Source organism: uncultured Azohydromonas sp., assembly GCF_937926365.1.
In the GTDB taxonomy this organism is placed as follows: domain Bacteria; phylum Pseudomonadota; class Gammaproteobacteria; order Burkholderiales; family Burkholderiaceae_C; genus Azohydromonas.
Window position 1 is genome coordinate 12,168 of record NZ_CALAOH010000100.1, and the last position, 23,135, is coordinate 35,302.

Annotated in this window: 24 protein-coding genes and 1 tRNA gene; 18 read left to right on the forward strand and 7 right to left on the reverse strand. The window is 66.9% G+C overall.

Features of this window, described 5'->3' with window-relative positions:
* Positions 1-25 precede the first annotated feature (25 nt).
* The 5 genes from prfA to Q0741_RS10580 all read left to right on the forward strand — a co-directional run bounded on the left by prfA (position 26) and on the right by Q0741_RS10580 (position 3,646).
* Positions 26-1,114 carry a peptide chain release factor 1 gene (prfA, locus tag Q0741_RS10560; protein WP_298233159.1) on the forward strand — a complete coding sequence of 363 codons (1,089 nt, stop codon included), beginning with the start codon at positions 26-28 and terminating at the stop codon, positions 1,112-1,114.
* The gene (prmC, locus tag Q0741_RS10565; RefSeq protein WP_298233160.1) at positions 1,111-1,968 is read left to right on the forward strand and encodes a peptide chain release factor N(5)-glutamine methyltransferase; all 858 of its coding nucleotides are present in this window, start codon (positions 1,111-1,113) and stop codon (positions 1,966-1,968) included. Before prfA ends, prmC begins: the two co-directional genes overlap by 4 nt.
* A 125-nt stretch (positions 1,969-2,093) precedes the next feature.
* Positions 2,094-2,666: a hypothetical protein gene (locus Q0741_RS10570; RefSeq protein ID WP_298233161.1), complete on the forward strand. Its 573-nt coding sequence runs from the start codon at positions 2,094-2,096 to the stop codon at positions 2,664-2,666.
* 96 nt (positions 2,667-2,762) lie between these two features.
* Positions 2,763-3,083, forward strand: a complete 321-nt coding sequence (gene grxD / locus Q0741_RS10575) for a Grx4 family monothiol glutaredoxin (RefSeq protein WP_298233162.1) — start codon at positions 2,763-2,765, stop codon at positions 3,081-3,083.
* A 2-nt stretch (positions 3,084-3,085) separates the two neighbouring features.
* Positions 3,086-3,646 (forward strand): UbiX family flavin prenyltransferase, encoded by a 561-nt coding sequence (locus Q0741_RS10580; protein WP_298233163.1) that lies wholly within the window; start codon positions 3,086-3,088, stop codon positions 3,644-3,646.
* A gap of 31 nt (positions 3,647-3,677) precedes the next feature.
* Here the strand turns inward: Q0741_RS10580 and Q0741_RS10585 are convergent, their stop codons facing one another.
* Entirely contained in the window at positions 3,678-4,280 is a 603-nt protein-coding gene (locus Q0741_RS10585; RefSeq protein ID WP_298233164.1) for a lytic transglycosylase domain-containing protein, read from the reverse strand.
* Positions 4,277-6,022 carry a proline--tRNA ligase gene (locus tag Q0741_RS10590; RefSeq protein ID WP_298233165.1) on the reverse strand — a complete coding sequence of 582 codons (1,746 nt, stop codon included), beginning with the start codon at positions 6,020-6,022 and terminating at the stop codon, positions 4,277-4,279. The genes Q0741_RS10585 and Q0741_RS10590 overlap by 4 nt, the downstream gene beginning before the upstream one ends.
* Before the next feature lie 134 nt (positions 6,023-6,156).
* Between Q0741_RS10590 and Q0741_RS10595 the strand changes: the two genes are divergently transcribed.
* Together Q0741_RS10595 and Q0741_RS10600 are read left to right on the forward strand one after the other, a co-directional pair.
* Positions 6,157-6,738: an RNA pyrophosphohydrolase gene (locus Q0741_RS10595; RefSeq protein WP_298233166.1), complete on the forward strand. Its 582-nt coding sequence runs from the start codon at positions 6,157-6,159 to the stop codon at positions 6,736-6,738.
* A 124-nt stretch (positions 6,739-6,862) separates the two neighbouring features.
* Positions 6,863-8,173: an IS4 family transposase gene (locus tag Q0741_RS10600; protein WP_298233180.1), complete on the forward strand. Its 1,311-nt coding sequence runs from the start codon at positions 6,863-6,865 to the stop codon at positions 8,171-8,173.
* A gap of 83 nt (positions 8,174-8,256) precedes the next feature.
* On the opposite strand, the gene proB is transcribed toward Q0741_RS10600, so the two are convergent.
* From proB to rplU, 4 genes are all read right to left on the reverse strand, one after another.
* Entirely contained in the window at positions 8,257-9,375 is a 1,119-nt protein-coding gene (gene proB / locus Q0741_RS10605) for a glutamate 5-kinase (protein ID WP_298233167.1), read from the reverse strand.
* The gene (gene cgtA / locus Q0741_RS10610) at positions 9,372-10,451 is read right to left on the reverse strand and encodes an Obg family GTPase CgtA (protein WP_298233168.1); all 1,080 of its coding nucleotides are present in this window, start codon (positions 10,449-10,451) and stop codon (positions 9,372-9,374) included. Before cgtA ends, proB begins: the two co-directional genes overlap by 4 nt.
* A gap of 74 nt (positions 10,452-10,525) precedes the next feature.
* Positions 10,526-10,783: a 50S ribosomal protein L27 gene (gene rpmA / locus Q0741_RS10615; protein WP_298233169.1), complete on the reverse strand. Its 258-nt coding sequence runs from the start codon at positions 10,781-10,783 to the stop codon at positions 10,526-10,528.
* A gap of 27 nt (positions 10,784-10,810) precedes the next feature.
* Entirely contained in the window at positions 10,811-11,122 is a 312-nt protein-coding gene (gene rplU, locus Q0741_RS10620) for a 50S ribosomal protein L21 (protein WP_298233181.1), read from the reverse strand.
* A gap of 265 nt (positions 11,123-11,387) precedes the next feature.
* Between rplU and ispB the strand changes: the two genes are divergently transcribed.
* From ispB to groL, 9 genes are all read left to right on the forward strand, one after another.
* Positions 11,388-12,317 (forward strand): octaprenyl diphosphate synthase, encoded by a 930-nt coding sequence (ispB, locus tag Q0741_RS10625; protein WP_298233170.1) that lies wholly within the window; start codon positions 11,388-11,390, stop codon positions 12,315-12,317.
* A gap of 82 nt (positions 12,318-12,399) precedes the next feature.
* Positions 12,400-12,476: transfer RNA gene (locus Q0741_RS10630), tRNA-Pro, on the forward strand.
* 265 nt (positions 12,477-12,741) lie between these two features.
* On the forward strand, positions 12,742-14,457 hold the full coding sequence (gene pilB, locus Q0741_RS10635; RefSeq protein WP_298233182.1) for a type IV-A pilus assembly ATPase PilB: 1,716 nt from the start codon (positions 12,742-12,744) through the stop codon (positions 14,455-14,457).
* A 68-nt stretch (positions 14,458-14,525) separates the two neighbouring features.
* Complete coding sequence (locus Q0741_RS10640) at positions 14,526-15,752, forward strand: type II secretion system F family protein (protein WP_298233171.1); 1,227 nt, start codon at positions 14,526-14,528, stop codon at positions 15,750-15,752.
* Positions 15,752-16,681 (forward strand): A24 family peptidase, encoded by a 930-nt coding sequence (locus Q0741_RS10645; RefSeq protein ID WP_298233172.1) that lies wholly within the window; start codon positions 15,752-15,754, stop codon positions 16,679-16,681. The genes Q0741_RS10640 and Q0741_RS10645 overlap by 1 nt, the downstream gene beginning before the upstream one ends.
* Positions 16,681-17,319, forward strand: a complete 639-nt coding sequence (gene coaE / locus Q0741_RS10650) for a dephospho-CoA kinase (protein ID WP_298233173.1) — start codon at positions 16,681-16,683, stop codon at positions 17,317-17,319. The genes Q0741_RS10645 and coaE overlap by 1 nt, the downstream gene beginning before the upstream one ends.
* A gap of 101 nt (positions 17,320-17,420) precedes the next feature.
* The gene (locus Q0741_RS10655; protein WP_298233174.1) at positions 17,421-17,627 is read left to right on the forward strand and encodes a DNA gyrase inhibitor YacG; all 207 of its coding nucleotides are present in this window, start codon (positions 17,421-17,423) and stop codon (positions 17,625-17,627) included.
* Positions 17,628-17,790: 163 nt separating this feature from the next.
* The gene (locus Q0741_RS10660) at positions 17,791-18,081 is read left to right on the forward strand and encodes a co-chaperone GroES (RefSeq protein ID WP_298233175.1); all 291 of its coding nucleotides are present in this window, start codon (positions 17,791-17,793) and stop codon (positions 18,079-18,081) included.
* A 45-nt stretch (positions 18,082-18,126) separates the two neighbouring features.
* Positions 18,127-19,767, forward strand: a complete 1,641-nt coding sequence (gene groL, locus Q0741_RS10665) for a chaperonin GroEL (protein WP_298233176.1) — start codon at positions 18,127-18,129, stop codon at positions 19,765-19,767.
* Positions 19,768-19,873: 106 nt separating this feature from the next.
* On the opposite strand, the gene yihA is transcribed toward groL, so the two are convergent.
* A complete protein-coding gene (gene yihA / locus Q0741_RS10670; protein WP_298233177.1) occupies positions 19,874-20,629 on the reverse strand; it encodes a ribosome biogenesis GTP-binding protein YihA/YsxC in 756 nt (251 codons plus the stop codon).
* Positions 20,630-20,685: 56 nt separating this feature from the next.
* On the opposite strand from yihA, the gene Q0741_RS10675 reads away from it, so the two are divergent.
* Together Q0741_RS10675 and Q0741_RS10680 are read left to right on the forward strand one after the other, a co-directional pair.
* On the forward strand, positions 20,686-21,324 hold the full coding sequence (locus Q0741_RS10675; RefSeq protein ID WP_298233178.1) for a c-type cytochrome: 639 nt from the start codon (positions 20,686-20,688) through the stop codon (positions 21,322-21,324).
* A 140-nt stretch (positions 21,325-21,464) separates the two neighbouring features.
* Positions 21,465-23,135: cytochrome c biogenesis protein ResB (locus Q0741_RS10680; protein WP_298233179.1), on the forward strand; the 1,671-nt coding region annotated here is incomplete at its 3' end.

The window sequence follows — 23,135 nt, forward strand, 5'->3', positions numbered from 1 at the left end:
TGCCGTGTGCGCGGCGCTTTCGCCCATGAAAGACACCCTGCGCCCCCAATTTGAACGCTTGGCCATGCGCCAGGCCGAGCTCGACGCCACGCTGGCCGATCCGCAACTGATGTCGGACATCAAGCGCTGGCGCGTGCTCTCGCGCGAGCAGGCCGAGGTGGCCGAGGTGGTGGCGGACTTCCGCCTCTACCAGCAGCGCGAGCAGGACCTCGCCACCGCGCGCGAGCTGCTGGAAGACCCGGACATGGCCGACATGGCGCGCGAGGAAATTGCCGGCGCCGAGGCCGACCTGCAACGGCTGGAGCTCAAGCTCCAGACCGCCCTGGTGCCACGCGACCCGGACGACGCGCGCAACGCCTTCCTGGAAATCCGCGCCGGCACCGGCGGCGACGAGTCTGCGCTCTTCGCGGGCGATCTCGCGCGCATGTACCTGCGCTACTGCGAGCGCCAGGGCTGGCGCACCGAGGTCATGAGCCAGAGTGACTCCGAACTCGGTGGCTACAAGGAGATCGTGCTGCGCATCGAAGGCGACGGCGCCTATGGCCGGCTGCGCTTCGAGAGCGGCGGCCACCGCGTACAGCGCGTGCCCGCTACCGAGAGCCAGGGCCGCATCCACACCAGCGCCTGCACCGTGGCGGTGATGCCCGAGCCGGACGAAGCAGAGGAGATCACGCTCAACCCGGCGGAGCTGCGCATCGACACCTTCCGCGCCAGCGGCGCCGGCGGCCAGCACATCAACAAGACCGACAGCGCGGTGCGCGTGACGCACCTGCCCACCGGTCTGGTGGCCGAGTGCCAGGACGACCGCAGCCAGCACCGCAACAAGGCCAAGGCACTGGCGGTGCTGGCCGCGCGGCTGCGCGACAAGGAAATGAGCGAGCGCGCCGCCAAGGAGGCGGCCACACGCAAGGGCCTCATCGGCAGCGGCGACCGCAGCGACCGCATCCGCACCTACAACTTTCCGCAGGGCCGGCTCACCGACCATCGCATCAACCTCACCATCTACAAGCTGGGCGCGGTGATGGACGGCGAGCTCGACGACGTCATCGCCGCGCTGCAGGCCGCGCGCGCTGCCGAGCAACTTGCGGCGCTGGAAAGCAGTGGCTTGGCATGACGGCACCGGAAAGCTCCTTTGCGCCGGGCACGGTGCGCGAAGCTCTGGCACGTGCCAAGGTACTGGGCCTGGACCGGCTCGATGCTCAGCTACTGCTGGCGCACCACCTGCAACGCCCGCGCAGCTGGTTGCTCGCACATGACGACGCCGCCTTGACACCGGCGCAACGGGAAAGCTTCGCCGCCGATGCGGCGCGGCGAGCCGATGGTGTACCTATCGCCTACCTACTAGGCCAGCGCGAGTTTCACGGGCTGCTGTTACAGGTCACACCCGACGTGCTGGATCCGCGTCCGGACACCGAAACGCTGGTGGAGTGGGCGCTGGAGCTGCTGGCCGGCGAGTTGGCAGCACTACCCGCGCCGCAAGTACTGGACCTGGGCACCGGCAGCGGCGCCATCGCCCTGGCCGTCAAGCACGCCGCGCCGCGCGTGCGCATGCGGGCGCTGGACGCCAGTGCTGCAGCGCTGGCGGTGGCTCGGCGCAATGCGCAGCGCCTGGGTCTGCAGATGGACTTCACCCTGTCCGACTGGTGGAGCGCGCTGGCGCCGCCGCGCCTGCACTTGGCGCTGAGCAATCCGCCCTATATCGACGGCAACGATCCGCATCTGGCGCAGCTGCGCCACGAACCGCTGCAGGCGCTCACGCCCGGTCCCGACGGCATGGCTGCGATCGAGTGCATCGTGGACGGTGCGCCGGCCCATCTGGAGCCCGGCGCCTGGCTGCTGCTCGAACATGGCTTTGACCAGGGTGATGCCGCACGCCAGGTGCTGCAGCGGCGCGGATTCACGGCCGTGGCGACGCGCCGCGACCTTGCCGGCCAGGAGCGCTGCAGCGGCGGACGCTGGCTGGGCTGAGGCGGCAGCCGCGACTTCTCTCACGGCGGGCGGCAAGCCCGGGATGGCACCAATCGGGCCATGCGCCATGGCCCCGCGCAGCGGCGTAGCATGAAGCGACCGTAGAGCGGCAAGGGGGTAGCGCGATGAAGGCAATCCGGAAACTGTCCCTGTGGTTCATGGCGCTGGGCTGTGCGGCCGCACAGGCCGACGGCGGCCTGCGGGTGGCGCCAGAGGAAGCGCCCTGGCCACGCTGGCAGGCGCGCGTCGGGGTGGACCAGGCGCCACCTTGGCGCGGCGACCTGGCTCCGGCTGGCAACGGCTTGCGCAGCATGAAGCTGCTGGGCGACGTCTATTTCAGCGGCCCGGGCTTCGGCGAAGGACAAGTGGTGGGCGGCTTGCGCGCTACGGGCGGGCTGCTGCTAGGCAGCCGCTCGCCGCTGCTGGGCGCCGCATCCGGCTCGCCACTGTCGCTCCACATCTCCAACAGCCTGCTCACGCCTGGCCATGGCGAGGAAGCCTTTGATACGCCGCCGGTGGGCTACTTAGGCATCGGCTACAGCAGCCTATCCGCCCGTGGCGGTTGGGGCTTCAGCGCCGACTTGGGCGTGACGACGGGCACGGGCCTGCGTCCCCCCGAAACGCGCAACCTGGACGACGCAGTACGGGAGCTGCGGCTGCGACCGGTACTGCAGTTGGGCGTGTCCTACGCCTTCTGAATCCAGCGCGCCAAGGGCTTTGACCCATGGCGCGGCGATGGGGTGCTGCATGCCGTATAACCCCGGCTGATTGAATTCCCTATTTCCAGAAACACCATGGAAGACGTCCAGAAGCGCATCGATGACATCGTGAAGAACAACCGCGTGGTGCTGTTCATGAAGGGCACCGCGCAGTTTCCGATGTGCGGTTTCTCCGGTCGCGCCGTCCAGATCCTCAAGGCTTGCGGCGTGCAGGACCTGCAGACCGTGAACGTGCTGGAAGACGAAGCCGTGCGCCAGGGCATTAAGACCTACGCCAACTGGCCCACCATTCCGCAGCTGTATGTCAACGGCGAGTTCATCGGCGGCTCGGACATCATGATGGAGATGTACCAAGCGGGCGAGCTGCAGCAGGTGCTGGACGCTAAGCAAGCTTGAGCATGCAACGGCTGGTCGTGGGCCTCACCGGTGCTAGCGGTGCGGTCTACGGCGTGAGGTTGCTGCAGCGCGCACGGGCCTTGGGCGTACACACGCACTTGGTAGCCACGCCCGCGGGCGTGCTCAATGCCCACCACGAGCTTGGCCTCGACCGCCGCGCATTGGAAGCCCTGGCCGACGAGGCACATGCGCCCGGCGACGTGGGGGCTTGCATCGCTAGTGGATCGCACCCGGTGGACGCGATGCTTATTGCGCCCTGCTCCATGAAGACATTGGCCGCCGTCGCACATGGCTTCGGTGACAACCTGCTCACGCGCGCGGCTGACGTGATGCTGAAGGAACGGCGCCGATTGCTGTTGCTGGTACGGGAAACGCCCTTCAATCTCGCGCACCTGCGCAACATGACGGCCGTGACGGAAATGGGCGCTATCGTTTTCCCGCCTCTACCGGCCTTCTACAACCATCCCGGCAGCATCGACGAGATGGTGGACGACACCGTGGAGCGCGTGCTGGCGCTGGCTGGCATCGGCGCTGCCCAACCCCACGTCTGGCAGGGCTTATAGCCGGGGCACAGAGCCCATCAGCCACGCCGGTTCAGTCCGACATTATCCACTGGCGCCGGGCGCTGAGAACCTTGCTGGGATACTCCGGACGCCCACGGCTGCCGTTGTAGCGGCCCAACGCCATGAAGAGATTGCCGCCTTCGCGCTCCAGGTAGTGCCGCAGGATCACGCAGCCGAAGCGCAGATTGGTTTGCATGTGGAAGAGGCGACTGGCGTCACCGTCGCCGATGAGCCGAGCCCAGAACGGCATCACTTGCATGTATCCGCGCGCGCCTGCGGCACTGACCGCGTACTTGCGGAAATTGCTCTCTACCTGCACCACGCCGAGTACTAGGTCGGGCTCCAGACCGGCGCGGCGGCTCTCGTACCAGAGCGTTTCCAGGAACTCCATGCGCGTGCGCAGTTCGGTCTTGCGTGGCTGCAGCCGCTCGCTCATGGCGGTGAGCCAGCGCAGGTAGGTCATGCGCTGCGCGGTGGTGGGGAATTCAGGCCGCGGCGGCTCGGCGGCGGCCACGGCGGCGGAGAGCGCCGAGCGCACGGCATCAGAGAGATCTTCCTCCCGCTGCGCACCGGCCCTGGCATTGCTCAGCGGCAGTGCCAGGGCGACGGCACTCAGCAGGCCGCGGCGTCTCACACGCCGAGTTTGTCCTTCAGAAAGACATCGATCTCGGCCAGCGCTACCGAAGTAGCCTGGGCGTCGCGTCGCCCTTGATATTCGAGCTTGCCCTCCTTAAGGCCGCGGTCGGAGATGACCACGCGGTGCGGCACGCCAATGAGCTCCCAGTCGGCAAACATCGCGCCCGGGCGTTCACCGCGGTCATCAAGCAGCACGTCCACGCCCTGTGCCTGCAGCGCCTGGTACAGCCGCCCGGCTTCAACGCGCACCGCCTCGCTACGGTCCATGCCGATGGGGCAGAGCACCACGCGGAACGGCGCCATGGCGTCGGGCCAGATGATCCCACGCTCGTCGTGGTTCTGTTCGATGGCTGCACCCAGTAGCCGCGTCACGCCGATGCCGTAGCAACCCATTTCCATGAACTGCGGCTTGCCCTTTTCGTCCAGGTAGGTCGCGTTCATGGCCTTGGAGTACTTGGTCCCCAGATAGAACACGTGCCCGACCTCGATGCCGCGCTGGATCGCCAGTGGGCCCTTACCGTCCGGCGAAGGGTCGCCTTCCATGACATTGCGAATGTCGGCCACCACGTCGGGCTCCGGCAGGTCGCGTCCCCAGTTGGCGCCGGTGTAGTGAAAATCCTCGTCGTTGGCGCCGCAGACGAAGCCCGCCATGTTTGCCACCGTGCGATCAACCACCACCTTCACCGGCTGCTTCAAGCCGATAGGGCCCAGGTAGCCGGGCTTGCAGCCGAAATGGGCGTCGATCTCGGCCACGGTAGCGAAGCGGAAGCCATCCTTGAGGCCTTCGATCTTGCTGGCCTTGACCTCGTTGAGCTCATGGTCACCACGCACCATCAACAGCCAGACGGTGGTCTTCTTGACTTTGCCGGCTTCGTCTAAATCATCGGTGGCGACCACCAGCGACTTGACCGTACGCTGCAACGGCAGGCCCAGCAGTTCGGCCACGTCGGCACAGGTGGCCTTGCCCGGCGTGGGCGTCTTGGTCAGCGGTTCGGCAGCGGTGCCGCGCTCGGTCAGCAGCGGCAGCGCCTCGGCCAGCTCAATGTTGGCTGCGTAGTCGCTGTTGGGGCAGTATACGATCGCATCCTCGCCGGTATCGGCAATCACCTGGAACTCGTGCGAGCGGTCACCGCCAATGGCGCCGGTATCGGCCGCAACGGCGCGGTACTGCAAGCCCAGGCGGTCGAAGATGGCGATGTAGGCCTTGAACATTGCGTCATAGCTGCGCCCAGCGGATTCCTCATCGCGATCGAAGGAATATGCATCCTTCATCGTGAACTCCCGCCCACGCATGATGCCAAAGCGGGGCCGGCGCTCGTCGCGGAACTTCGTTTGGATGTGATAGAAGTTTTTGGGTAGCTGCTTGTAGCTTCGCAACTCCTGGCGCGCGATATCCGTCACGGCCTCTTCGGAAGTCGGCTGGATGATGAAATCGCGCTGGTGCCGGTCCTTCACACGCAGCAGCTCCGGCCCCATCTTGTCAAAACGTCCCGTTTCCTGCCACAGCTCAGCAGGCTGGACCACCGGCATAAGCAGCTCGATGGCGCCAGCGCGATTCATCTCCTCGCGGATAACGGCTTCAACCTTGCGGATCACACGCAGCCCCATGGGCATGTAGTTGTAGATGCCCGCGCCCAGGCGCTTGATTAGTCCGGCGCGCATCATGAGCTTGTGGCTCACGATCTCAGCATCGGCGGGCGCCTCCTTGAGTGTGGAGACAAAAAACTGCGAGGCTTTCATGGATGAGAAGTCAAGAGATCGCACGATGGCGCCACGGAGCGTGCCGGGGGTCCAGAAGTCGGGGGTTACCGAGGTAACGCAGGCCGCAGCGAGCCAGTGCAATAATCAAATCAATTCAAGAATTGGGGTTGATTATGCTCGACCGTGAAGGCTTCAGGCCCAACGTCGGCATCGTCCTGCTCAACGCGCGGAATCAGGTGTTCTGGGGCAAACGGCTACGTACCCACTCCTGGCAGTTCCCGCAAGGCGGTATCAAGTACGGCGAGACGCCCGAGCAGGCCATGTTCCGCGAACTACACGAGGAGGTTGGCCTTCGACCTGAACACGTCAAGGTGCTCGCCCGTACGCGCGACTGGTTGCGCTACGAAGTCCCCGACCACTACATTCGCCGTGATGCCCGCGGCCACTACAAGGGGCAGAAGCAGATCTGGTTCCTGCTCAAGCTCCTGGGGCGCGACTCCGACATGAACCTCCGCGCCACCGATCATCCCGAGTTCGACGCTTGGCGCTGGAACGACTACTGGGTGCCGCTGGACATGGTCATCGAGTTCAAACGTGACGTGTACCAGATGGCACTCACCGAGCTCGCACGTTTTCTGCCGCGCGCCAACCCGCACAACCGCTATTTGCGTGCGGGCATGCGTTCACACCAGCGCCATGAGGAGCCACCAGACGCCTCGCTGGCGCCACCAGTCAATCCCGGCAACCGGGCCTAAGCAGCAGCCCTTTCAAGGTCTTCAAGAAGCGGTCGGATAGGCTGTGGGGCCACATGTGAATCGAGAGCCAGCGATGCTGAAGGAAGTGCTTGCAAGGTTCGAGCAGCGAGAAGCCACGAGCGTGATGGCGCGAGTGACGCTGGAGCGGGCAATCGATCCGGCGTGGGTTGACCAAATGTTTGAGGACCACAGGCAGCGGCAATACCCGCGAGAGTTGCTGTTTTCGACGGTGGTAGAGCTCATCACGTTGGTCTCGCTGGGACTGCGTCCATCGCTACATGCTGCGGCGAAGAGGGCTGAGCAGTTGCCGGTTTCGGTGGCTGCGCTGTACGAGAAGGTCAAGCGCACCGAACCTGCGGTCATGCGCGCCTTGGTCAGCGGCAGTGCCCAGCGGTTGGCGCCGGTGGTCGATGCGATGGAGCCCGAGACCAGCTTGCCGGGCTGGCAGCTGCGGGTGCTCGATGGCAACCACTTGCCCGCCAGCGACAAGCGCCTGGGCGCCTTGCGGGGACAGCGCGCAGCGGCGCTGCCAGGCCACACGCTGGTGGTGTACGACCCGGACGCGACGCTGGTGACGGATATCGTGCCGTGCGAGGACGCTCACGCCAGCGAGCGATCGGTGGCTGCAGTGCTGGTGGAGGGTAGCGGTGCCGGTGAGCTGTGGATCGGAGACCGCAATTTCTGCACCCTGGCGCTCATGCAAGGCTGGCACGACGCGCAGGCAAACTTCATCGTGCGCGAGCACACCAAGCACCCGCGCGTTCTGTGCGAACACCAGTGGGTGGCGTGCGGCAGCGTGGAGACGGGACAGGTGCGCGAGCAGCTCATTGATCTCGCTGAAGGGCAGACCCCGTGGCGGCGCATCGAATTGCAGCTGACTGCACCCACCGAGGATGGCGACACCGTAATCCGGCTGTGGAGTAACCTGCCTGCACAGGTGAGTGCGCAACGTATAGCCGAAGTCTACCGAAAACGCTGGAAAATTGAGGGCATGTTCCAGAGGCTGGAGGCTGTGCTCAACAGCGAGATCCGCAGCTTCGGACATCCTCGCGCGGCGCTGTTGGGGTTCGCGGCGGCGGTACTGGCCTACAACGTGCTGTCGGTACTCAAGCGCAGCATTGAGCACGTGCATCGAGACACGGCTCCCGACCTTGATGTCTCGACGTACTACCTGGCCACGGAAATCAGCGCCGCCTACCACGGGATGCTCGTCGCGCTGCCACCGGAGCTCTGGGCATCGTGGGCCGACGCAAAACCATCGGCAATAGCCCGACGACTGCTGGAGCTGGCTCGACACGTCAATCCCAAGCACGTCAGTACCCATAAGCGAGGCCCCAAGCAGCGAGCTGCCAAAGCCTATGTGGACCATGCAACCGCGTCCGCTCATGTTTCTACAGCGCGGGTGCTCAAGCAGGCACGTTCACAAAGACCTTGAAAGGGCTGGGCCTAAGCAGAGCCGCACCACACACTGCGCCGCAGCGCTTGGTCGCGATGACCTGGGCCCGCCGCATCTTCCTCTCAAGCCAGCACGAGGTTGGCACGATCGATGAGCTCGGGCTCGTTGACATAGCCCAGCAACACCTCGATCTGCGATGAGGGCTTGCGCATGATCAGCCGTGCCTCGGCGCTGGAATAGTTGGCCAAGCCCCGCGCGACTTCGACGCCCTGCGCATCGCGCACCGCGATGACATCGCCCCGGTGGAACTCGCCCTGCACCTCCACCACGCCAATGGGCAGCAGGCTCTTTGCCTCCTCGCGCAACTTGGCCGCGGCACCCGCGTCCACCATCACGCCGCCGCGCAACTGCAAATGATCCGCCATCCACTGCTTGCGCGCGGCCAGCTTGGGCGTCGAAGCGATCAGTGCCGTGCCAATGGACTCGCCCTGTACCAGACGCAACAGCACATCGGGCTCGCGACCATAGGCAATCACGGTGCTAGCACCACTGCCCGCGGCGCGCTTGGCGGCCAAGATTTTGGTAATCATCCCGCCCTTGCCGATGCTGCTGCCCGCGCCGCCGGCCATCTGCTCCAACTCCGGCGTCCCGGCTGGCGCTTCGTCGATGAAGCGAGCATCGGGGTTCTTGCGTGGATCGGCGGAATACAGGCCACGCTGGTCGGTAAGGATCACCAGCGCATCGGCCTCCACCAAGTTGGCCACCAGCGCACCCAGCGTGTCGTTGTCGCCGAACTTGATCTCGTCGGTCACCACTGTGTCGTTCTCGTTGATGACCGGGATCACCTTGAGCGACAGCAGCGTCAACAGCGTGGAGCGTGCGTTGAGATAGCGCTCGCGATCAGCCAGGTCGGCATGCGTGAGCAGCACCTGCGCGCTGCCCATGCCCTGCTCGCGCAGCTTGCTCTCGTACATCCGCGCCAAGCCCATCTGGCCGACGGCGGCGGCGGCCTGCAGCTCATGTAGTTCCTTCGGACGCGCCGTCCATCCCAAGCGCTTCATGCCTTCGGCAATGGCACCGCTGGAAACCATGATGACTTCACGCCCCTGCTGTGCCAGCGCCGCGAGCTGCCGGCACCAGTTGCCGATGGCCTCGGCATCCACGCCACGGCCATCGTTGGTGACCAAGCTGGAGCCGACCTTGACGACGATACGTCGCGCCTGTCGCAATACCTCGCTCATGCCGTATCTCCTTCGGTGCGCTGCACCCCGTCGAAGCGCGGGTCGACCTCCGGCACCACCGGGTGCTTATGCGCCTGGACGTGGTCAAAGATCGCGCGTAGCAGCGGATCCAGACCCTCACGTGCCAGCGCCGAGATCTCGAACACCGGACCTTTCCACTTGAAGCGCTTGACGAAGTCCTTCACGCGCGCGGCCCGCTGCTCCATGGAAATCATGTCGAGCTTGTTGAGCACCAGCCAGCGCGGCTTCTCGTACAGCGTCGGGTCGTACTTCTTGAGTTCGGCCACGATGGCCTTGGCCTGCGCCACCGGGTCCACGCTTTCGTCGAACGGTGCGAGGTCCACCACGTGCAGCAACAAGTGCGTGCGCTGCAGGTGGCGCAGAAACTGATGCCCCAGGCCTGCACCCTCGGCAGCGCCCTCGATCAGCCCCGGCACGTCTGCAACCACGAAGCTCTGCTCGGGCCCGACGCGCACTACGCCCAGGTTGGGATGTAGCGTAGTGAAGGGGTAATCAGCGATCTTGGGTCGCGCATTGGAGATGGCGGCAATGAGTGTGCTCTTGCCCGCATTGGGCATGCCCAACAGGCCCACGTCGGCCAGCACGCGCAACTCCAGCTTGAGTTTGCGCCTCTCGCCCGGCCAGCCCGGCGTCTTCTGCCGCGGTGCGCGATTGGTGCTGCTCTTGAAGTGCAAGTTCCCGAAGCCGCCATCGCCGCCCTTGCAGATCAGCACCTTCTCATCGGGCACCAGCAGTTCGGTAAGAACCTCGTCGGTCTCGGCGTCCTTGATGATCGTGCCCAGCGGCATGCGCAGCACGATGTCCTCGCCTGCGGCGCCAAACTGGTCCGAGCCGCGGCCAGGCTCGCCGTTGCGCGCCTCGTGGCGGCGCGCATAGCGGTAGTCGATGAGCGTGTTGAGGTTGCGATCTGCCACGGCCCAGATGCTGCCGCCGCGACCGCCGTCGCCGCCGTTGGGTCCGCCAAAGGGGATGAATTTCTCGCGCCGGAAGCTTACGCAGCCCGCGCCCCCGTCGCCCGCAGCGACATCGATGGTGGCTTCATCTACGAATTTCATGGCGCAAGAATAGTCAAGTCGGAAATGACAAAGCCCCGGCGGGCCGGGGCTTGGATGGTGACGAGGACGCCAGCTCAGACCGGGGTGACGAAGACCGTCTGGCGGTTGGCCGCGCCTTTGGTGGCGAAGGACACCTGGCCGTCCACGAGGGCAAACAGGGTGTGGTCCTTACCTACGCCGACGTTCGTGCCGGCATGGAACTTGGTGCCGCGCTGCCGTACGATGATCGAGCCGGCCGAGATAGTTTGGCCGCCGAACACCTTCACGCCCAGCATCTTCGGTTTGGAGTCACGGCCGTTCCGGGTGGAACCGCCGCCTTTTTTCTGTGCCATGGTTCAGCTCTCCTGAGGCAACTAAGATCAGCCGTTGACCGCGCCGATCTGGATTTCGGTGAAGGTCTGACGATGACCTTGGCGCTTCTGGTAGTGCTTGCGGCGACGCATCTTGAAGATGCGCACCTTGTCATGCTTGCCGTGCGCCACGACGGTGGCAGTGACGGTAGCGCCGCTGACCAGAGGCGTGCCCACCTTCAGCTCCGCGCCGTTGCCGACAGCCAGAACCTGGTCGATCACGATCTCCTGGCCCACGTCCGCAGCAATCTGTTCTACCTTGATCTTCTCGCCGACAGCAACCTTGTATTGCTTACCGCCGGTTTTTATGACCGCGTACATATGTGACCTTTCTCTTGGGAATCCGTGCGCACGGTAAACATCGCCGACACACGGAACTCGTAATTCTAACCCAAGATCGGAAATGACCCAGCTGCCGGCTGGGTTGGCCGACTCGGCGTGCGACTTGCGGCACACCCCATGTCCCATGTGTCCGGCGCCTGCCATAAGGCGCTTCCTATAATCCGCGCCGACTTTTCGAGCACCCATGACTTCATCGGCTTCCACACCCACAACCCCTTCCGCCGACGAGCTCATGGCGCAGGAGATGCAGACCGTCGATGCTGTCATCGTCGAGCGCCTGCGCTCCGACGTGGCCCTCATCAACCAGATCGCGCACTACATCATCAGCGCCGGCGGCAAACGCATCCGCCCACGCCTGGTGTTGCTATTCGCGCGTGCGCTGGGCTTCGAGGGACCTGAGCGTTTCACGCTGGCCGCCATCGTTGAATTCATCCACACCGCCACACTGTTGCATGACGATGTGGTGGATGAGTCCTCCCTGCGTCGCGGGCGCCAGACCGCGAATGCCCTATTCGGCAACGCCGCCAGCGTACTGGTAGGCGACTTCCTGTACTCCCGAGCCTTCCAGATGATGGTGTCCGTCAACCGCATGCGCGTGCTTGACGTGCTGGCCAATGCCACCAACGTCATCGCCGAGGGCGAAGTGCTGCAGCTGATGAACATGCACGACCCCGATCTTGCAATCGAGGACTATCTGCGCGTCATCCGCTACAAGACCGCCAAGCTTTTCGAGGCCAGCGCGCGACTGGGCGCCGTGCTGGCCGAGGCCGACGCTGTCACCGAGGAGCGCTGCGCCGACTACGGCCGCTCGCTGGGCACGGCCTTCCAACTCGTGGACGACCTGCTGGACTACCAGGGCGACACGCAGGAACTGGGCAAGAACGTGGGCGATGATCTGCGCGAAGGCAAACCCACGCTGCCGCTGCTCATCGCCATGGCGCGTGGCACGGAGAAAGAGCGGCTGTTGATCCGCCACGCTATTGAGCACGGCGAGGTCGAGCGGCTGCCTGACATCGTGCAGATCGTGCATCGCACCGGCGCGCTGGAGGCCACACGCGAGGCCGCGCGCGCTCAAGCCGAACAGGCCCGAGCCAGCCTCGAAGCGTTGCCCGATTCCGAAGCGCGGAAATCTCTGCTAGAATTTTGTTTTCGGTCGGTTGACCGGACCTTCTGAAGACGAAGCGCTCCGGACAGCAGCTGATAAATCTGATAGAATAGAAAATGTTGAGGCAGACAGAGACGTCTGTCTTGAACATCGGGGTGTAGCTTAGCCTGGTAGAGCGCTACGTTCGGGACGTAGAGGCCGGAGGTTCGAATCCTCTCACCCCGACCAGATTTCTTTCCGTATCTCCCATAGCTCCTGACGATAGGAGGCGCGACATGCAAGGTGTCGCGCGGGATCACGGTATACCCACCTCGCGGCATTTCCTTCTCTTTTCTCCTGACTGGAGTCGGTAGAGCACTTCACGGTTGTTGCGACGCACATGCGTAGCTGCGGCCGCTTGGTCCATTGGGGTTGGCGCGCGTTGCGACTCGTTTCAAATTAGGCAGATCATGGCCCCTCCCGCCACCGCGTTCCGCTGCGCACTGCCTTGCCCATCGACACATCCGCTGTCGCGATTCCCGCCACCCTCACTGGTGCCGCCCGCGTGCTGGTGCATGCCGGCCAGCTTGATGCCACCACGGCCTTGGCGTTAACCCAGACGGCCCGCCAGCAGCGCCTGGGCTTCGCCGCAGTCGCCGTGGACGCGGGAGCCATCTCCGCACGCGCGCTCGCGCACACGCTAGCGCGTACCTTGGCACTGCCGCTGCTGGACCTCGATGCCTTCGACACGCGCCTGCTGCCGCACGGCCTGCTCGACACCCGGCTGGCGCGGCAGCACCAAGTCGTCGTCCTGGGCCGGCGCGGCAACCGGCTCTTTATCGGCGGCGACGACCCAACCGATCAGGCCGCGGCCGAGCGCATTAAGTTCGCCACCCAGCTCACGCCCGAGTGGGTCGTGGTCGAGCGCGACAAGCTCGTGCGGCTGCTCAATGCCACGGCCGAGCAGTTGCCCACACCCAGCGGCGGCACCGACTTCAGGTTCGACCTCGCCGACGAGCCCTCACCTGCGTCTATGGCCGAGGCCATCGCCCTTTCGGCCGAGGTCGAAGACGCCCCTGTGGTGCGCTTCCTGCAGAAGATGCTGATCGACGCGGTCAACGCCCGCGCCTCGGACCTGCACTTCGAGCCCTACGAGTCGCACTACCGCGTGCGCTTTCGCATCGACGGCGAGTTACGCGAGGTGGTGCAGCCGCCGCTGGGCATCAAGGACAAGCTGGCTTCGCGCATCAAGGTCATCAGCCGCCTGGACATCGCCGAAAAGCGCGTGCCACAGGACGGGCGCATGCAGCTCACCGTAGGTACGCGCACCATCGACTTTCGCGTCAGCACGCTGCCCACGCTCTTTGGCGAAAAGATCGTCATCCGCATCCTCGACGCCTCCAGCGCGCGGCTGGGCATCGACGCGCTGGGCTACGAGGCCGAGGAGAAAGCCCGGCTGCTGCACGCCGTCCGCCGCCCCTACGGCATGGTCCTCGTCACCGGCCCCACCGGCTCGGGCAAGACGGTGTCTCTCTACACCTGCCTGAACCTGCTCAACCGTCCCGGCATCAACATCTCGGCCGTGGAGGATCCGGCCGAGATCCGCCTGCCCGGCATCAACCAGGTGGACGTCAACGAGAAAGCCGGACTCACCTTCGCCACCGCGCTGCGCGCCTTCCTGCGCCAGGACCCGGACGTGATCATGGTGGGCGAAATCCGCGATCTGGAGACTGCCGACATCGCCGTCAAGGCAGCGCAGACCGGTCACCTGGTGCTCTCCACGCTGCACACCAACGACGCGCCTTCGACGCTCACGCGGCTGCTGCACATGGGCGTGGCGCCCTTCAACGTCGCCTCTAGCGTGCTGCTGATCACGGCACAGCGCCTGGCGCGGCGCTTGTGCGAACAGTGCAAGGTGCCGGCAGCGCTGTCGCGCGAGGCGCTGCTGCAGGCCGGCTTCGCGCCCGGGGAGCTCGACGACCGCTGGCAACCGTACCGGGCCGTGGGCTGTGTCGCCTGCAACAATGGCTACAAGGGCCGTGTCGGCCTGTACCAGGTGATGCCGGTGAGTGAGGCGCTGCAGCGCCTGATCCTGGCCCAGGGCACGGCTCTGGACCTGGCGCAGCAGGCCCGGCGTGAGGGCGTGCGCGACCTGCGCCAGGCCGGCCTGGTGAAGGTGCGCGCCGGGGTGACGTCACTGGAGGAAGTCATCGCCGTCACCAACGATTGACCCACGCCGCCGTGCTGCGGCAGCCCCACACCCCCCGCGCCAGACGGGAGCACCCTCCGGGAGGACGCATGGCCAGCACCACCAGCATCACGGCAAGGAAGGCCCGGGAATTTCTCTTCGAATGGGAAGGCCGCGACCGCCAGGGCAAGCCCGTGCGCGGCGAGTTGCGCTCGGCCGGCGAGGCGGCCGTGGGCGCGCACCTGCGCCGCCAGGGCGTCACGGTGCTGCGCGTGCGCAAGCGCCGCCTGCCCAGCGGGCGCGCCATCCGGCGCAAGGACATCGCGCTGTTCACGCGCCAGCTCGCTACGCTCATGCGCGCCGGCGTGCCGCTGCTACAGGCCTTTGACATCGTCGCGCGCGGCAGCGCCAACCCGCGCCTGACGCGGCTGCTGCAGGGCATTCGCGCCGACATCGAGACCGGTACCAGCCTCTCCGCGGCGTTGCGCAAGCACCCGCAGCACTTCGGCGCGCTCTACTGCAACTCGGTGCAGGCCGGCGAAAGCGGCGGCGTGCTGGAGCCGCTGCTGGAACGGCTGGCGCTGCACGAGGAGAAGACGCTGGCGCTGCAGGCCCGCATCCGCGCGGCGCTGTTCTATCCCGTGACGGTGCTGGCAGTGTCGGCGCTGGTGCTGGCGCTGATCCTGGTGCTGGTCATCCCGGCCTTCACGGACGTGTTCCAGTCCTTCGGCGCCGACCTGCCCGCGCCCACGCGCTTCGTAATCCGGCTCTCCGAGCTCTTCGTCGCCTGGTGGCCCCTGATGCTGACACTGCTGGCCGGCAGCACGGCGGGCTTCATGCAGGCCTGGCGCCGCTCGCAGCGGCTGCGCGACGGCGCCGAGGCGCTGCTGCTGAAGACGCCGGTGTTCGGCGACCTGGTGTTCAAGTCCGTGCTGGCGCGCTGGACGCGCACGCTCTCCACGCTCTTCGCCGCCGGCGTGCCGCTGGTGGAGGCGCTGCCTTCGGCCGGCGCGGCGGCCGGCAACGCGGTGGTGGCTCGCGCCACGGCGCAGGCTCGCAAGGCGGTGGCCAGCGGCACGGCGCTCAGCGCCGCGCTGCAGGCCGGCACGGTGTTTCCGGGGCTGGTGCTGCAGCTCACGGCCATCGGCGAGGAGACGGGCACGCTCGACGCCATGCTGGCCAAGGCGGCCGAGTTCTACGAAAACGAAGTGGACGAGTCCGCGCGCGGGCTGGCCAGCCTCATGGAGCCCGCGGTGATCGTGGTGCTGGGCTCGCTCATCGGCGGCATCGTGGTGTCGATGTACCTGCCCGTGTTCAAGCTGGGAGCCATCGTCTGATGGATTTGCTGTTCCTGCAGCCGCTGCTGCACCCGCTGCCGCTGGCCCTGCTGGGGCTGTGCATCGGCAGCTTTCTCAACGTGGTCGTGCATCGGCTGCCACCCATGCTGGAGCGCCAGTGGTGGCAGGACACGGCCGAGCAGTTGGCGGACGCCGATTCGCACGTGCGCACGCTGGGCCGGGCACCCTCGTCCGCGCTGGTGGAAGCCACCGGTGCGCTGCGGCAGGCGCTGGAGGCGCTGCCGGTGCTGTCGCTGTCGCGCCCCGGCTCGCGCTGCCCGCACTGCGGCACGCCCATCGCCTGGCACGACAACCTGCCGCTGCTGGGCTGGCTCAAGCGGCGCGGACGCTGCGCCGCCTGCGGCGAGCGCATCTCGGCGCGCTACCCGCTGGTGGAAGCCGGCACGGCGCTGCTCTTTGCCGCCATCGGCGCGCGCTTCGAGGCCCAGCCGGCGGCGCTGCTGTGGTGCGCGGTGGGGGCGGTGCTGCTGGCCGCGGCGCTCATCGACTGGGACACCACGCTGCTGCCCGATGCGCTGACGCTGCCGCTGCTGTGGGCCGGCCTGGTGGCCGCGGCGCTGGGCTGGACGCTGCCGCTGCCGCAGGCGCTGTGGGGCGCAGTGGCGGGCTACCTTTCGCTGTGGTCGGCGTACTGGCTGTTCAAGCTCGCCACGGGCAAGGAAGGCATGGGCTACGGCGACTTCAAGCTCATGGCCGCGCTGGGCGCCTGGTTCGGCGCGTGGATGATCGTGCCCATGCTGCTGATGGCCTCGCTGCTGGGCGCCCTCGTGGGCATCGTCATGAAGCTCACGCACTCGCTGCGCGAAGGCGGCTACGTGCCCTTCGGCCCCTTCCTGGCCGGCGCCGGGCTGGTGGTGCTGCTGGCCGGCTCGCGGCCCGTACTGGGCTGGATCGGATGGACCTTGTGATGACGACGACTTCCACATCTCCCGCCACCACCACCGCGACGCCGCTGCGCATCGGCCTCACCGGCGGCATTGGCAGCGGCAAGAGCACGGTGGCGGCGATGCTGGCGGAGCTGGGCGCGGTGGTGCTCGACACCGACGCCATCTCGCGCGAGCTCACCGCGCCGGGCGGCGCGGCGCTGCCCGCCATCGCCGCGCTGTTCGGCGCGCAGGCCATCGGCGCCGACGGCGCGCTGGACCGCGCCTGGATGCGCCAGCGCGTGTTCGCCGACGCGGTGGCGCGGCAGCAGCTCGAAGGCATCCTGCACCCGATGATCGGCGCCGAGGTGCAGCGGCGCAGCGAGGCCGCCGGCGATGCGCCGCGCGTCTTCGACGTGCCGCTGCTGACCGAGTCGCTGCACTGGCGCGCGCGCGTGCAGCGCGTGCTGGTGGTGGACTGCAGCGAGCAGACGCAGGTGCAGCGCGTGATGCAGCGCTCGCAGTGGAGCGAGGACACGGTGCGGCGCGTCATCGCGCAGCAGGCGCCGCGGGCGCGGCGCCGCGCCATCGCCGACGCCGTGCTCTTCAACGAGGGGCTGAGCCTGGAAGCGCTGGCGCTGCAGGTGCAGGCCCTCTGGCGCGGATGGTGTCCGGCCGCGTGAAAGAATCCACGCCCCGCTGATTCCGCCGCCGCGGCCCGCGCGCGCCGGCGCCTTTCCCTCCCCGTCTTGTGCGCCGCCCCGGCGCCTCCAGCTTCGGTGCCATGACTGCGTCCCGCCTCGTTCCCTGTCCCCACTGCGGCCAGCCCGCGGCCTTCGAGCCGTCCAACCGCTGGCGCCCCTTCTGCAGCCAGCGCTGCCGCGAGATCGACCTCGGTGCCTGGGCGCGCGAGGACTACCGCGTTCCCGACCGAGGCCGCGACGGCGCGCCCCCCGGCGTCGAGGACGACCCGCAGGATTTCCCGAACTGACACACCGAACCCCTTGAAGCCGGAACGGCCGTCCCTATAATCCGTTTCGCTAGCACTCGCCACCGGTGAGTGCTAACAGCCGGTCGGTGTGGCCGGTTGCCACTTTGCAAGGCACGCCAGGTTGGCGTGCTTTCAACCTCCAAGAGCGAACCAAGGAGAAGCAATGAAACTTCGTCCGTTGCATGACCGCGTGATCGTCAAGCGTCTCGAAAACGAAACCCGTACGGCCTCGGGCATCGTGATCCCCGACAACGCCGCGGAAAAGCCCGACCAGGGCGAGGTACTGGCCGTCGGTCCGGGCAAGCGCAACGACAAGGGCGAGTTCGTGGCCCTGAACATCCAGGTGGGCGACCGCGTGCTGTTCGGCAAGTACAGCGGCCAGACCGTGAAGGTCGATGGCGACGAGCTGCTGGTGATGCGCGAGGAAGACCTCTTCGCCGTCGTCGAGAAGTAATCGCTCCCCGCTCCCTACCGCATCTACTGAATCCGGAGAATTCCAATGGCAGCTAAAGACGTCGTGTTCGGCGGTGAAGCCCGTGCCCGCATGGTCGAGGGCGTGAATGTCCTGGCCAACGCCGTGAAGGTCACCCTGGGTCCCAAGGGCCGCAACGTGGTGCTGGAGCGCTCCTTCGGCGCCCCGACCGTGACCAAGGACGGCGTGTCCGTGGCCAAGGAGATCGAGCTCAAGGACAAGCTCCAGAACATGGGCGCGCAGATGGTCAAGGAAGTCGCTTCCAAGACCAGCGACAACGCCGGTGACGGCACCACCACCGCCACCGTGCTGGCCCAGGCCATCGTGCGCGAAGGCATGAAGTACGTGGCCGCCGGCATGAACCCGATGGACCTGAAGCGCGGCATCGACAAGGCGGTTACCGCCCTGGTCGAGCAGCTGAAGGCCGCTTCGAAGGCCACCACGACCTCCAAGGAAATCGCCCAGGTCGGCGCCATCTCCGCCAACTCCGACGAGTCGATCGGCCAGATCATCGCCTCGGCCATGGACAAGGTCGGCAAGGAAGGCGTGATCACCGTCGAAGACGGCAAGAGCCTGGACAACGAGCTGGATGTCGTGGAAGGCATGCAGTTCGACCGCGGCTACCTGTCGCCCTACTTCATCAACAACCCCGAGAAGCAGTCGGCGATCCTCGAGAACCCGTTCGTGCTGCTGTTCGACAAGAAGATCAGCAACATCCGCGACCTGCTGCCCACGCTGGAGCAAGTGGCCAAGGCCGGCCGTCCGCTGCTGATCATTGCCGAGGACGTCGAGGGCGAGGCGCTGGCCACGCTGGTGGTCAACACCATCCGCGGCATCCTGAAGGTCGTGGCCGTCAAGGCGCCGGGCTTCGGTGACCGCCGCAAGGCCATGCTGGAAGACATCGCCATCCTGACGGGCGGCAAGGTCATCGCCGAGGAAGTGGGCCTGACGCTGGAGAAGGTCACGCTGAACGACCTGGGCCAGGCCAAGCGCGTCGAAGTGGGCAAGGAAAACACCACCATCATCGACGGCGCCGGCGCTGCCGCGGACATCGAAGCCCGCGTCAAGCAGATCCGCATCCAGATCGAGGAAGCCACCAGCGACTACGACCGCGAGAAGCTGCAAGAGCGCGTGGCCAAGCTGGCTGGCGGCGTGGCCGTCATCAAGGTCGGTGCCGCCACCGAAGTCGAGATGAAGGAGAAGAAGGCCCGCGTGGAAGACGCGCTGCACGCCACCCGTGCCGCCGTTGAAGAAGGCATCGTCGCCGGCGGCGGCGTGGCCCTGCTGCGTGCCCGCCAGGCTGCCGGCGAGATCAAGGGCGACAACGCCGATCAGGACGCCGGCGTCAAGCTGGTCCTGAAGGCCATCGAAGCCCCGCTGCGCGAGATCGTGTCCAACGCCGGTGGCGAGCCGAGCGTGGTCGTGAACGCCGTGCTGGCCGGTTCCGGCAACTACGGCTTCAACGCCGCCAACGACACGTATGGCGACATGATCGAGATGGGCATCCTGGATCCCACCAAGGTCACCCGCACCGCGCTGCAGAACGCCGCGTCCGTCGCGTCGCTGATGCTGACCACCGAGGCCATGGTCGCCGAAGCCCCGAAGGACGAGGCCCCGGCCCCGGCCGGCGGCATGGGCGGCATGGGCGGCATGGGCATGGACATGTAATGTCCTGAGCCCGGAAAGCCTTCCGAGCCAACAAAAAGCCCGCGGCGAGAGCCGCGGGCTTTTTTCGTTCTCTGGTCCGCCACGCAATACACGTGGCCGTGAAGCGTCAGCCCTCGGCTGGCGGTGTCGCCGCAACGGTTTCCCCGGCTTCCGGCGGCACCGTGCTCGGCTCCGGCGCCTCCACGCGCACGTGCGACAGCGTCCACTCGCGCAGCGCCAGCGCCGCGTCGCCCAGCCCGGACTTCTTCAGCGCCGAGAACAGCAGCACGCCGATATCGGCCGCCTCGGTGCTGATCTCGCCCAGCACCTCGGAGACGGCGCGCAGCGAGGCGTCGGCCTCCTTGCGCGAAAGCTTGTCGGCCTTCGTCAGCAGCACCAGCAGCTTCACTTCGCCGGTCTGCACGCGCGGGGCGACGAAGTCCAGCAGTTGCCGGTCCAGGTCGGTGAAGCCCAGCCGCGAGTCCACCATCAGCACCACGCCGGCAAGGTTGCGCCGCACCTCCAGGTAGTCGGCCATCACCTGCTGCCAGCGCAGCTTGGCCGTGCGCTCCACGGCGGCGTAGCCGTAGCCGGGCAGGTCGGCGAAGACCGCGTCGGGCGCGTCCTTCGGCCCCAGGTGGAACAGGTTGATGTGCTGCGTGCGCCCGGGTGTCTTGGAGGCGAAGGCCAGGCGCTTCTGCTGCGCCAGCGTGTTGATCGCCGTGGACTTGCCGGCGTTGCTGCGGCCGACGAAGGCAATCTCGGGCAGCTCGGTCACGGGCAGCTGGTCGAGCCGGCTGGCAGTGGTGAGGAAGCGCGCCGTGTGGGCCCAGGAAAGTGCGGACTTGGCATCCGGGGCCACCGGTGTAAGGGACGTGTGCATGAGGCATTGTAAAATTTCAAGGTTTGCCCCCATTGACCCTTTCGGCAGCCCTACCAATGAAGTCGATCCTTGCACGCACCCTCCAGACGGCGCTTGCGCCGGCCCTTGCGCTCGCTCTGGCGACGCCCCTGATGGCTGCCGAGCCGGCGGCCCCCGCCAAGCCGGACCTGGCCAAGGGCCAGGCCACCGCCCAGGTCTGCGCCGCTTGCCACGCCGCCGACGGCACGCGCGGCATCTCGGCCAACCCGATCCTGCAGGGCCAGCATCCCGAGTACCTGGTCAAGCAGCTGACCGAATTCAAGGCCGGCAAGCGCCAGAACCCGATCATGCAGGGCATGGCCGCCGCGCTGAGCGAAGAAGACATGCGCAACGTCGCCGCCTTCTACGCCAGCAAACAGGCCGAGCCGGGCGCGGCCACCGACAAGGAACTGGTGCAGCTGGGCGAGAAGATCTACCGCGGCGGCATCGCCGAGCGCAACATCCCCGCCTGCGCCGGCTGCCACAGCCCCTCGGGCGCCGGCATCCCCGCGCAGTACCCGCGCCTGTCGGGCCAGCACGCCGAGTACACCGCCTCGCAGCTCAACGCCTTCCGCGCCGGCACCCGTGCCAACAGCGCCCAGATGACGGGCGTGGCCGCCAAGATGAACGACCGCGAGATCAAGGCGGTTTCCGACTACATCGCCGGGCTGCGCTGAAGCCGCGGCGTTCGCGCGCTGACTCCCGCAGTACCCCCGAAGGCCGGTCTTGCACCGGCCTTTTTTGATGGTGCCGGACTGACCTTGCGCGCTTGACCGTTATCAAGCGCGGACCATGCACTGACCCGGACAATCCCGCGATGACCGTCTCCGCCCCCGCCGCGCGCGCGCCTCAGCAGCGGCTGCGCGACACCCTCGAGCTGGTGTCGTCGATGCGCTTTGCCATCGCGCTGCTGACCGTGATCTGCATTGCCTCGGTGATCGGCACCGTGGTCAAGCAGCACGAGCCGCTCAACAACTACGTCAACCAGTTCGGGCCTTTCTGGTCCGAGGTGTTCGGCGCGGTGAACCTCTACAGCGTCTACAGCGCCTGGTGGTTCCTGCTGATCCTGGCCTTCCTGGTGATCTCCACCAGCCTGTGCATCGCGCGCAACACGCCGCGCTTCCTGGCCGACATGCGCTCGTTCAAGGAGAACGTGCGCGAGTCGGCGCTCAAGGCTTTCCACCACAAGGCGCAGGGCGTGCTGCCGGGCGAGACGCCGCAGGCCAGCCTGCAGCGGCTGTCGGCGCTGTTGGCGGGCAACGGCTGGAAGGCCCGGGTGCAGCAGCGCGAGGGCGGCACCATGATCGCCGCGCGCAAGGGCGCGGCCAACAAGCTCGGCTACATCGCCGCGCACTCGGCCATCGTGCTGATCTGCCTGGGCGGCCTCTTCGACGGCGACCTGATCGTGCGCGCGCAGATGCTGCTGCTGGGCAAGCAGCCGTACCAGGGCGGCGGGCTGATCCGCGACGTCAAGCCGGAGCACCGGCTCTCCCCGGCCAACCCCACCTTCCGCGGCAACCTGCTGGTGCCCGAGGGCGCGCGTGCCGGCACCGCGGTGCTGAACATGTCCGACGGCGTGGTGTTGCAGGACCTGCCCTTCGACATCGAGCTCAAGAAGTTCATCGTCGAGTACTACGACACGGGCATGCCCAAGCTCTTCGCCAGCGAGATCGTGATCCACGACCACCAGACCGGCCAGGCGACGCCCGCCACCGTCAAGGTCAACGAGCCCGCCTTCCATCGCGGCATCGCCATCTACCAGAGCAGCTTCGACGACGGCGGCTCGCAGCTGAAGCTGCAGGCCGTGCCGCTGCGCCCCGACATCAAGCCCTTCACCGTCGCCGGCACCGTGGGCGACAGCACGCCGCTGGACAAGGCGGGCCAGCCCTACACGCTGGAGCTCACGGGGCTGCGCGTGATCAACGTCGAGAACCTGGGCGGCGCCGGCGACTCCGGCACCGACGTGCGCAAGGTGGACCTGGCCGACTCGCTGCAGAAGCACCTGGGCTCCGGCGCCAAGTCGCAGGGCGACAAGCACCTGCAGAACATCGGCCCCTCGGTGAGCTACAAGCTGCGCGACGCCAGCGGCCAGGCGCGCGAGTTCAACAACTACCAGCTGCCGGTGGAGATCGACGGCCAGCGCGTGCTGCTCGCGGGCATGCGCGACAACCCTAACGAGTCCTTCCGCTTCCTGCGCATCCCGGTGGACGAGCAGGACCGCATCGACGGCTGGCTGCGCCTGCGCGAGGCACTGCTGGACCCGGCCGCGCGCGAGCAGGCCGCGCGCCGCTACGCCAAGCTGGCCTCCCCGCCCGACAACCCCGCCACCATGCAGCAGCTGCAGGTGACGGCGCAGCGTGCGCTGGGCCTGTTCGCCGGCACCGACAAGCCGCCGGCCGAGGCCCCCGCCGCGGCGGACGCGGCTTCGGGTGCGGCGGCGGCCAGCCCGGCCGCAGACTTCCCGCCCGGCGGCCTGGCGGCGCTGGCA

Bases quoted from the DNA above. Each gene is read 5' to 3' on its own strand.
- prfA (WP_298233159.1), top strand. From the start codon at position 26: ATGAAAGACACCCTGCGCCCCCAATTTGAACGCTTGGCCATGCGCCAG.
- prmC (WP_298233160.1), top strand. From the start codon at position 1,111: ATGACGGCACCGGAAAGCTCCTTTGCGCCGGGCACGGTGCGCGAAGCT.
- Q0741_RS10570 (WP_298233161.1), top strand. From the start codon at position 2,094: ATGAAGGCAATCCGGAAACTGTCCCTGTGGTTCATGGCGCTGGGCTGT.
- grxD (WP_298233162.1), top strand. From the start codon at position 2,763: ATGGAAGACGTCCAGAAGCGCATCGATGACATCGTGAAGAACAACCGC.
- Q0741_RS10580 (WP_298233163.1), top strand. From the start codon at position 3,086: ATGCAACGGCTGGTCGTGGGCCTCACCGGTGCTAGCGGTGCGGTCTAC.
- Q0741_RS10590 (WP_298233165.1), bottom strand. From the start codon at position 6,022: ATGAAAGCCTCGCAGTTTTTTGTCTCCACACTCAAGGAGGCGCCCGCC.
- Q0741_RS10595 (WP_298233166.1), top strand. From the start codon at position 6,157: ATGCTCGACCGTGAAGGCTTCAGGCCCAACGTCGGCATCGTCCTGCTC.
- Q0741_RS10600 (WP_298233180.1), top strand. From the start codon at position 6,863: ATGGCGCGAGTGACGCTGGAGCGGGCAATCGATCCGGCGTGGGTTGAC.
- proB (WP_298233167.1), bottom strand. From the start codon at position 9,375: ATGAGCGAGGTATTGCGACAGGCGCGACGTATCGTCGTCAAGGTCGGC.
- cgtA (WP_298233168.1), bottom strand. From the start codon at position 10,451: ATGAAATTCGTAGATGAAGCCACCATCGATGTCGCTGCGGGCGACGGG.
- rpmA (WP_298233169.1), bottom strand. From the start codon at position 10,783: ATGGCACAGAAAAAAGGCGGCGGTTCCACCCGGAACGGCCGTGACTCC.
- rplU (WP_298233181.1), bottom strand. From the start codon at position 11,122: ATGTACGCGGTCATAAAAACCGGCGGTAAGCAATACAAGGTTGCTGTC.
- ispB (WP_298233170.1), top strand. From the start codon at position 11,388: ATGCAGACCGTCGATGCTGTCATCGTCGAGCGCCTGCGCTCCGACGTG.
- Q0741_RS10640 (WP_298233171.1), top strand. From the start codon at position 14,526: ATGGCCAGCACCACCAGCATCACGGCAAGGAAGGCCCGGGAATTTCTC.
- Q0741_RS10645 (WP_298233172.1), top strand. From the start codon at position 15,752: ATGGATTTGCTGTTCCTGCAGCCGCTGCTGCACCCGCTGCCGCTGGCC.
- coaE (WP_298233173.1), top strand. From the start codon at position 16,681: ATGACGACGACTTCCACATCTCCCGCCACCACCACCGCGACGCCGCTG.
- Q0741_RS10655 (WP_298233174.1), top strand. From the start codon at position 17,421: ATGACTGCGTCCCGCCTCGTTCCCTGTCCCCACTGCGGCCAGCCCGCG.
- Q0741_RS10660 (WP_298233175.1), top strand. From the start codon at position 17,791: ATGAAACTTCGTCCGTTGCATGACCGCGTGATCGTCAAGCGTCTCGAA.
- groL (WP_298233176.1), top strand. From the start codon at position 18,127: ATGGCAGCTAAAGACGTCGTGTTCGGCGGTGAAGCCCGTGCCCGCATG.
- yihA (WP_298233177.1), bottom strand. From the start codon at position 20,629: ATGCACACGTCCCTTACACCGGTGGCCCCGGATGCCAAGTCCGCACTT.
- Q0741_RS10675 (WP_298233178.1), top strand. From the start codon at position 20,686: ATGAAGTCGATCCTTGCACGCACCCTCCAGACGGCGCTTGCGCCGGCC.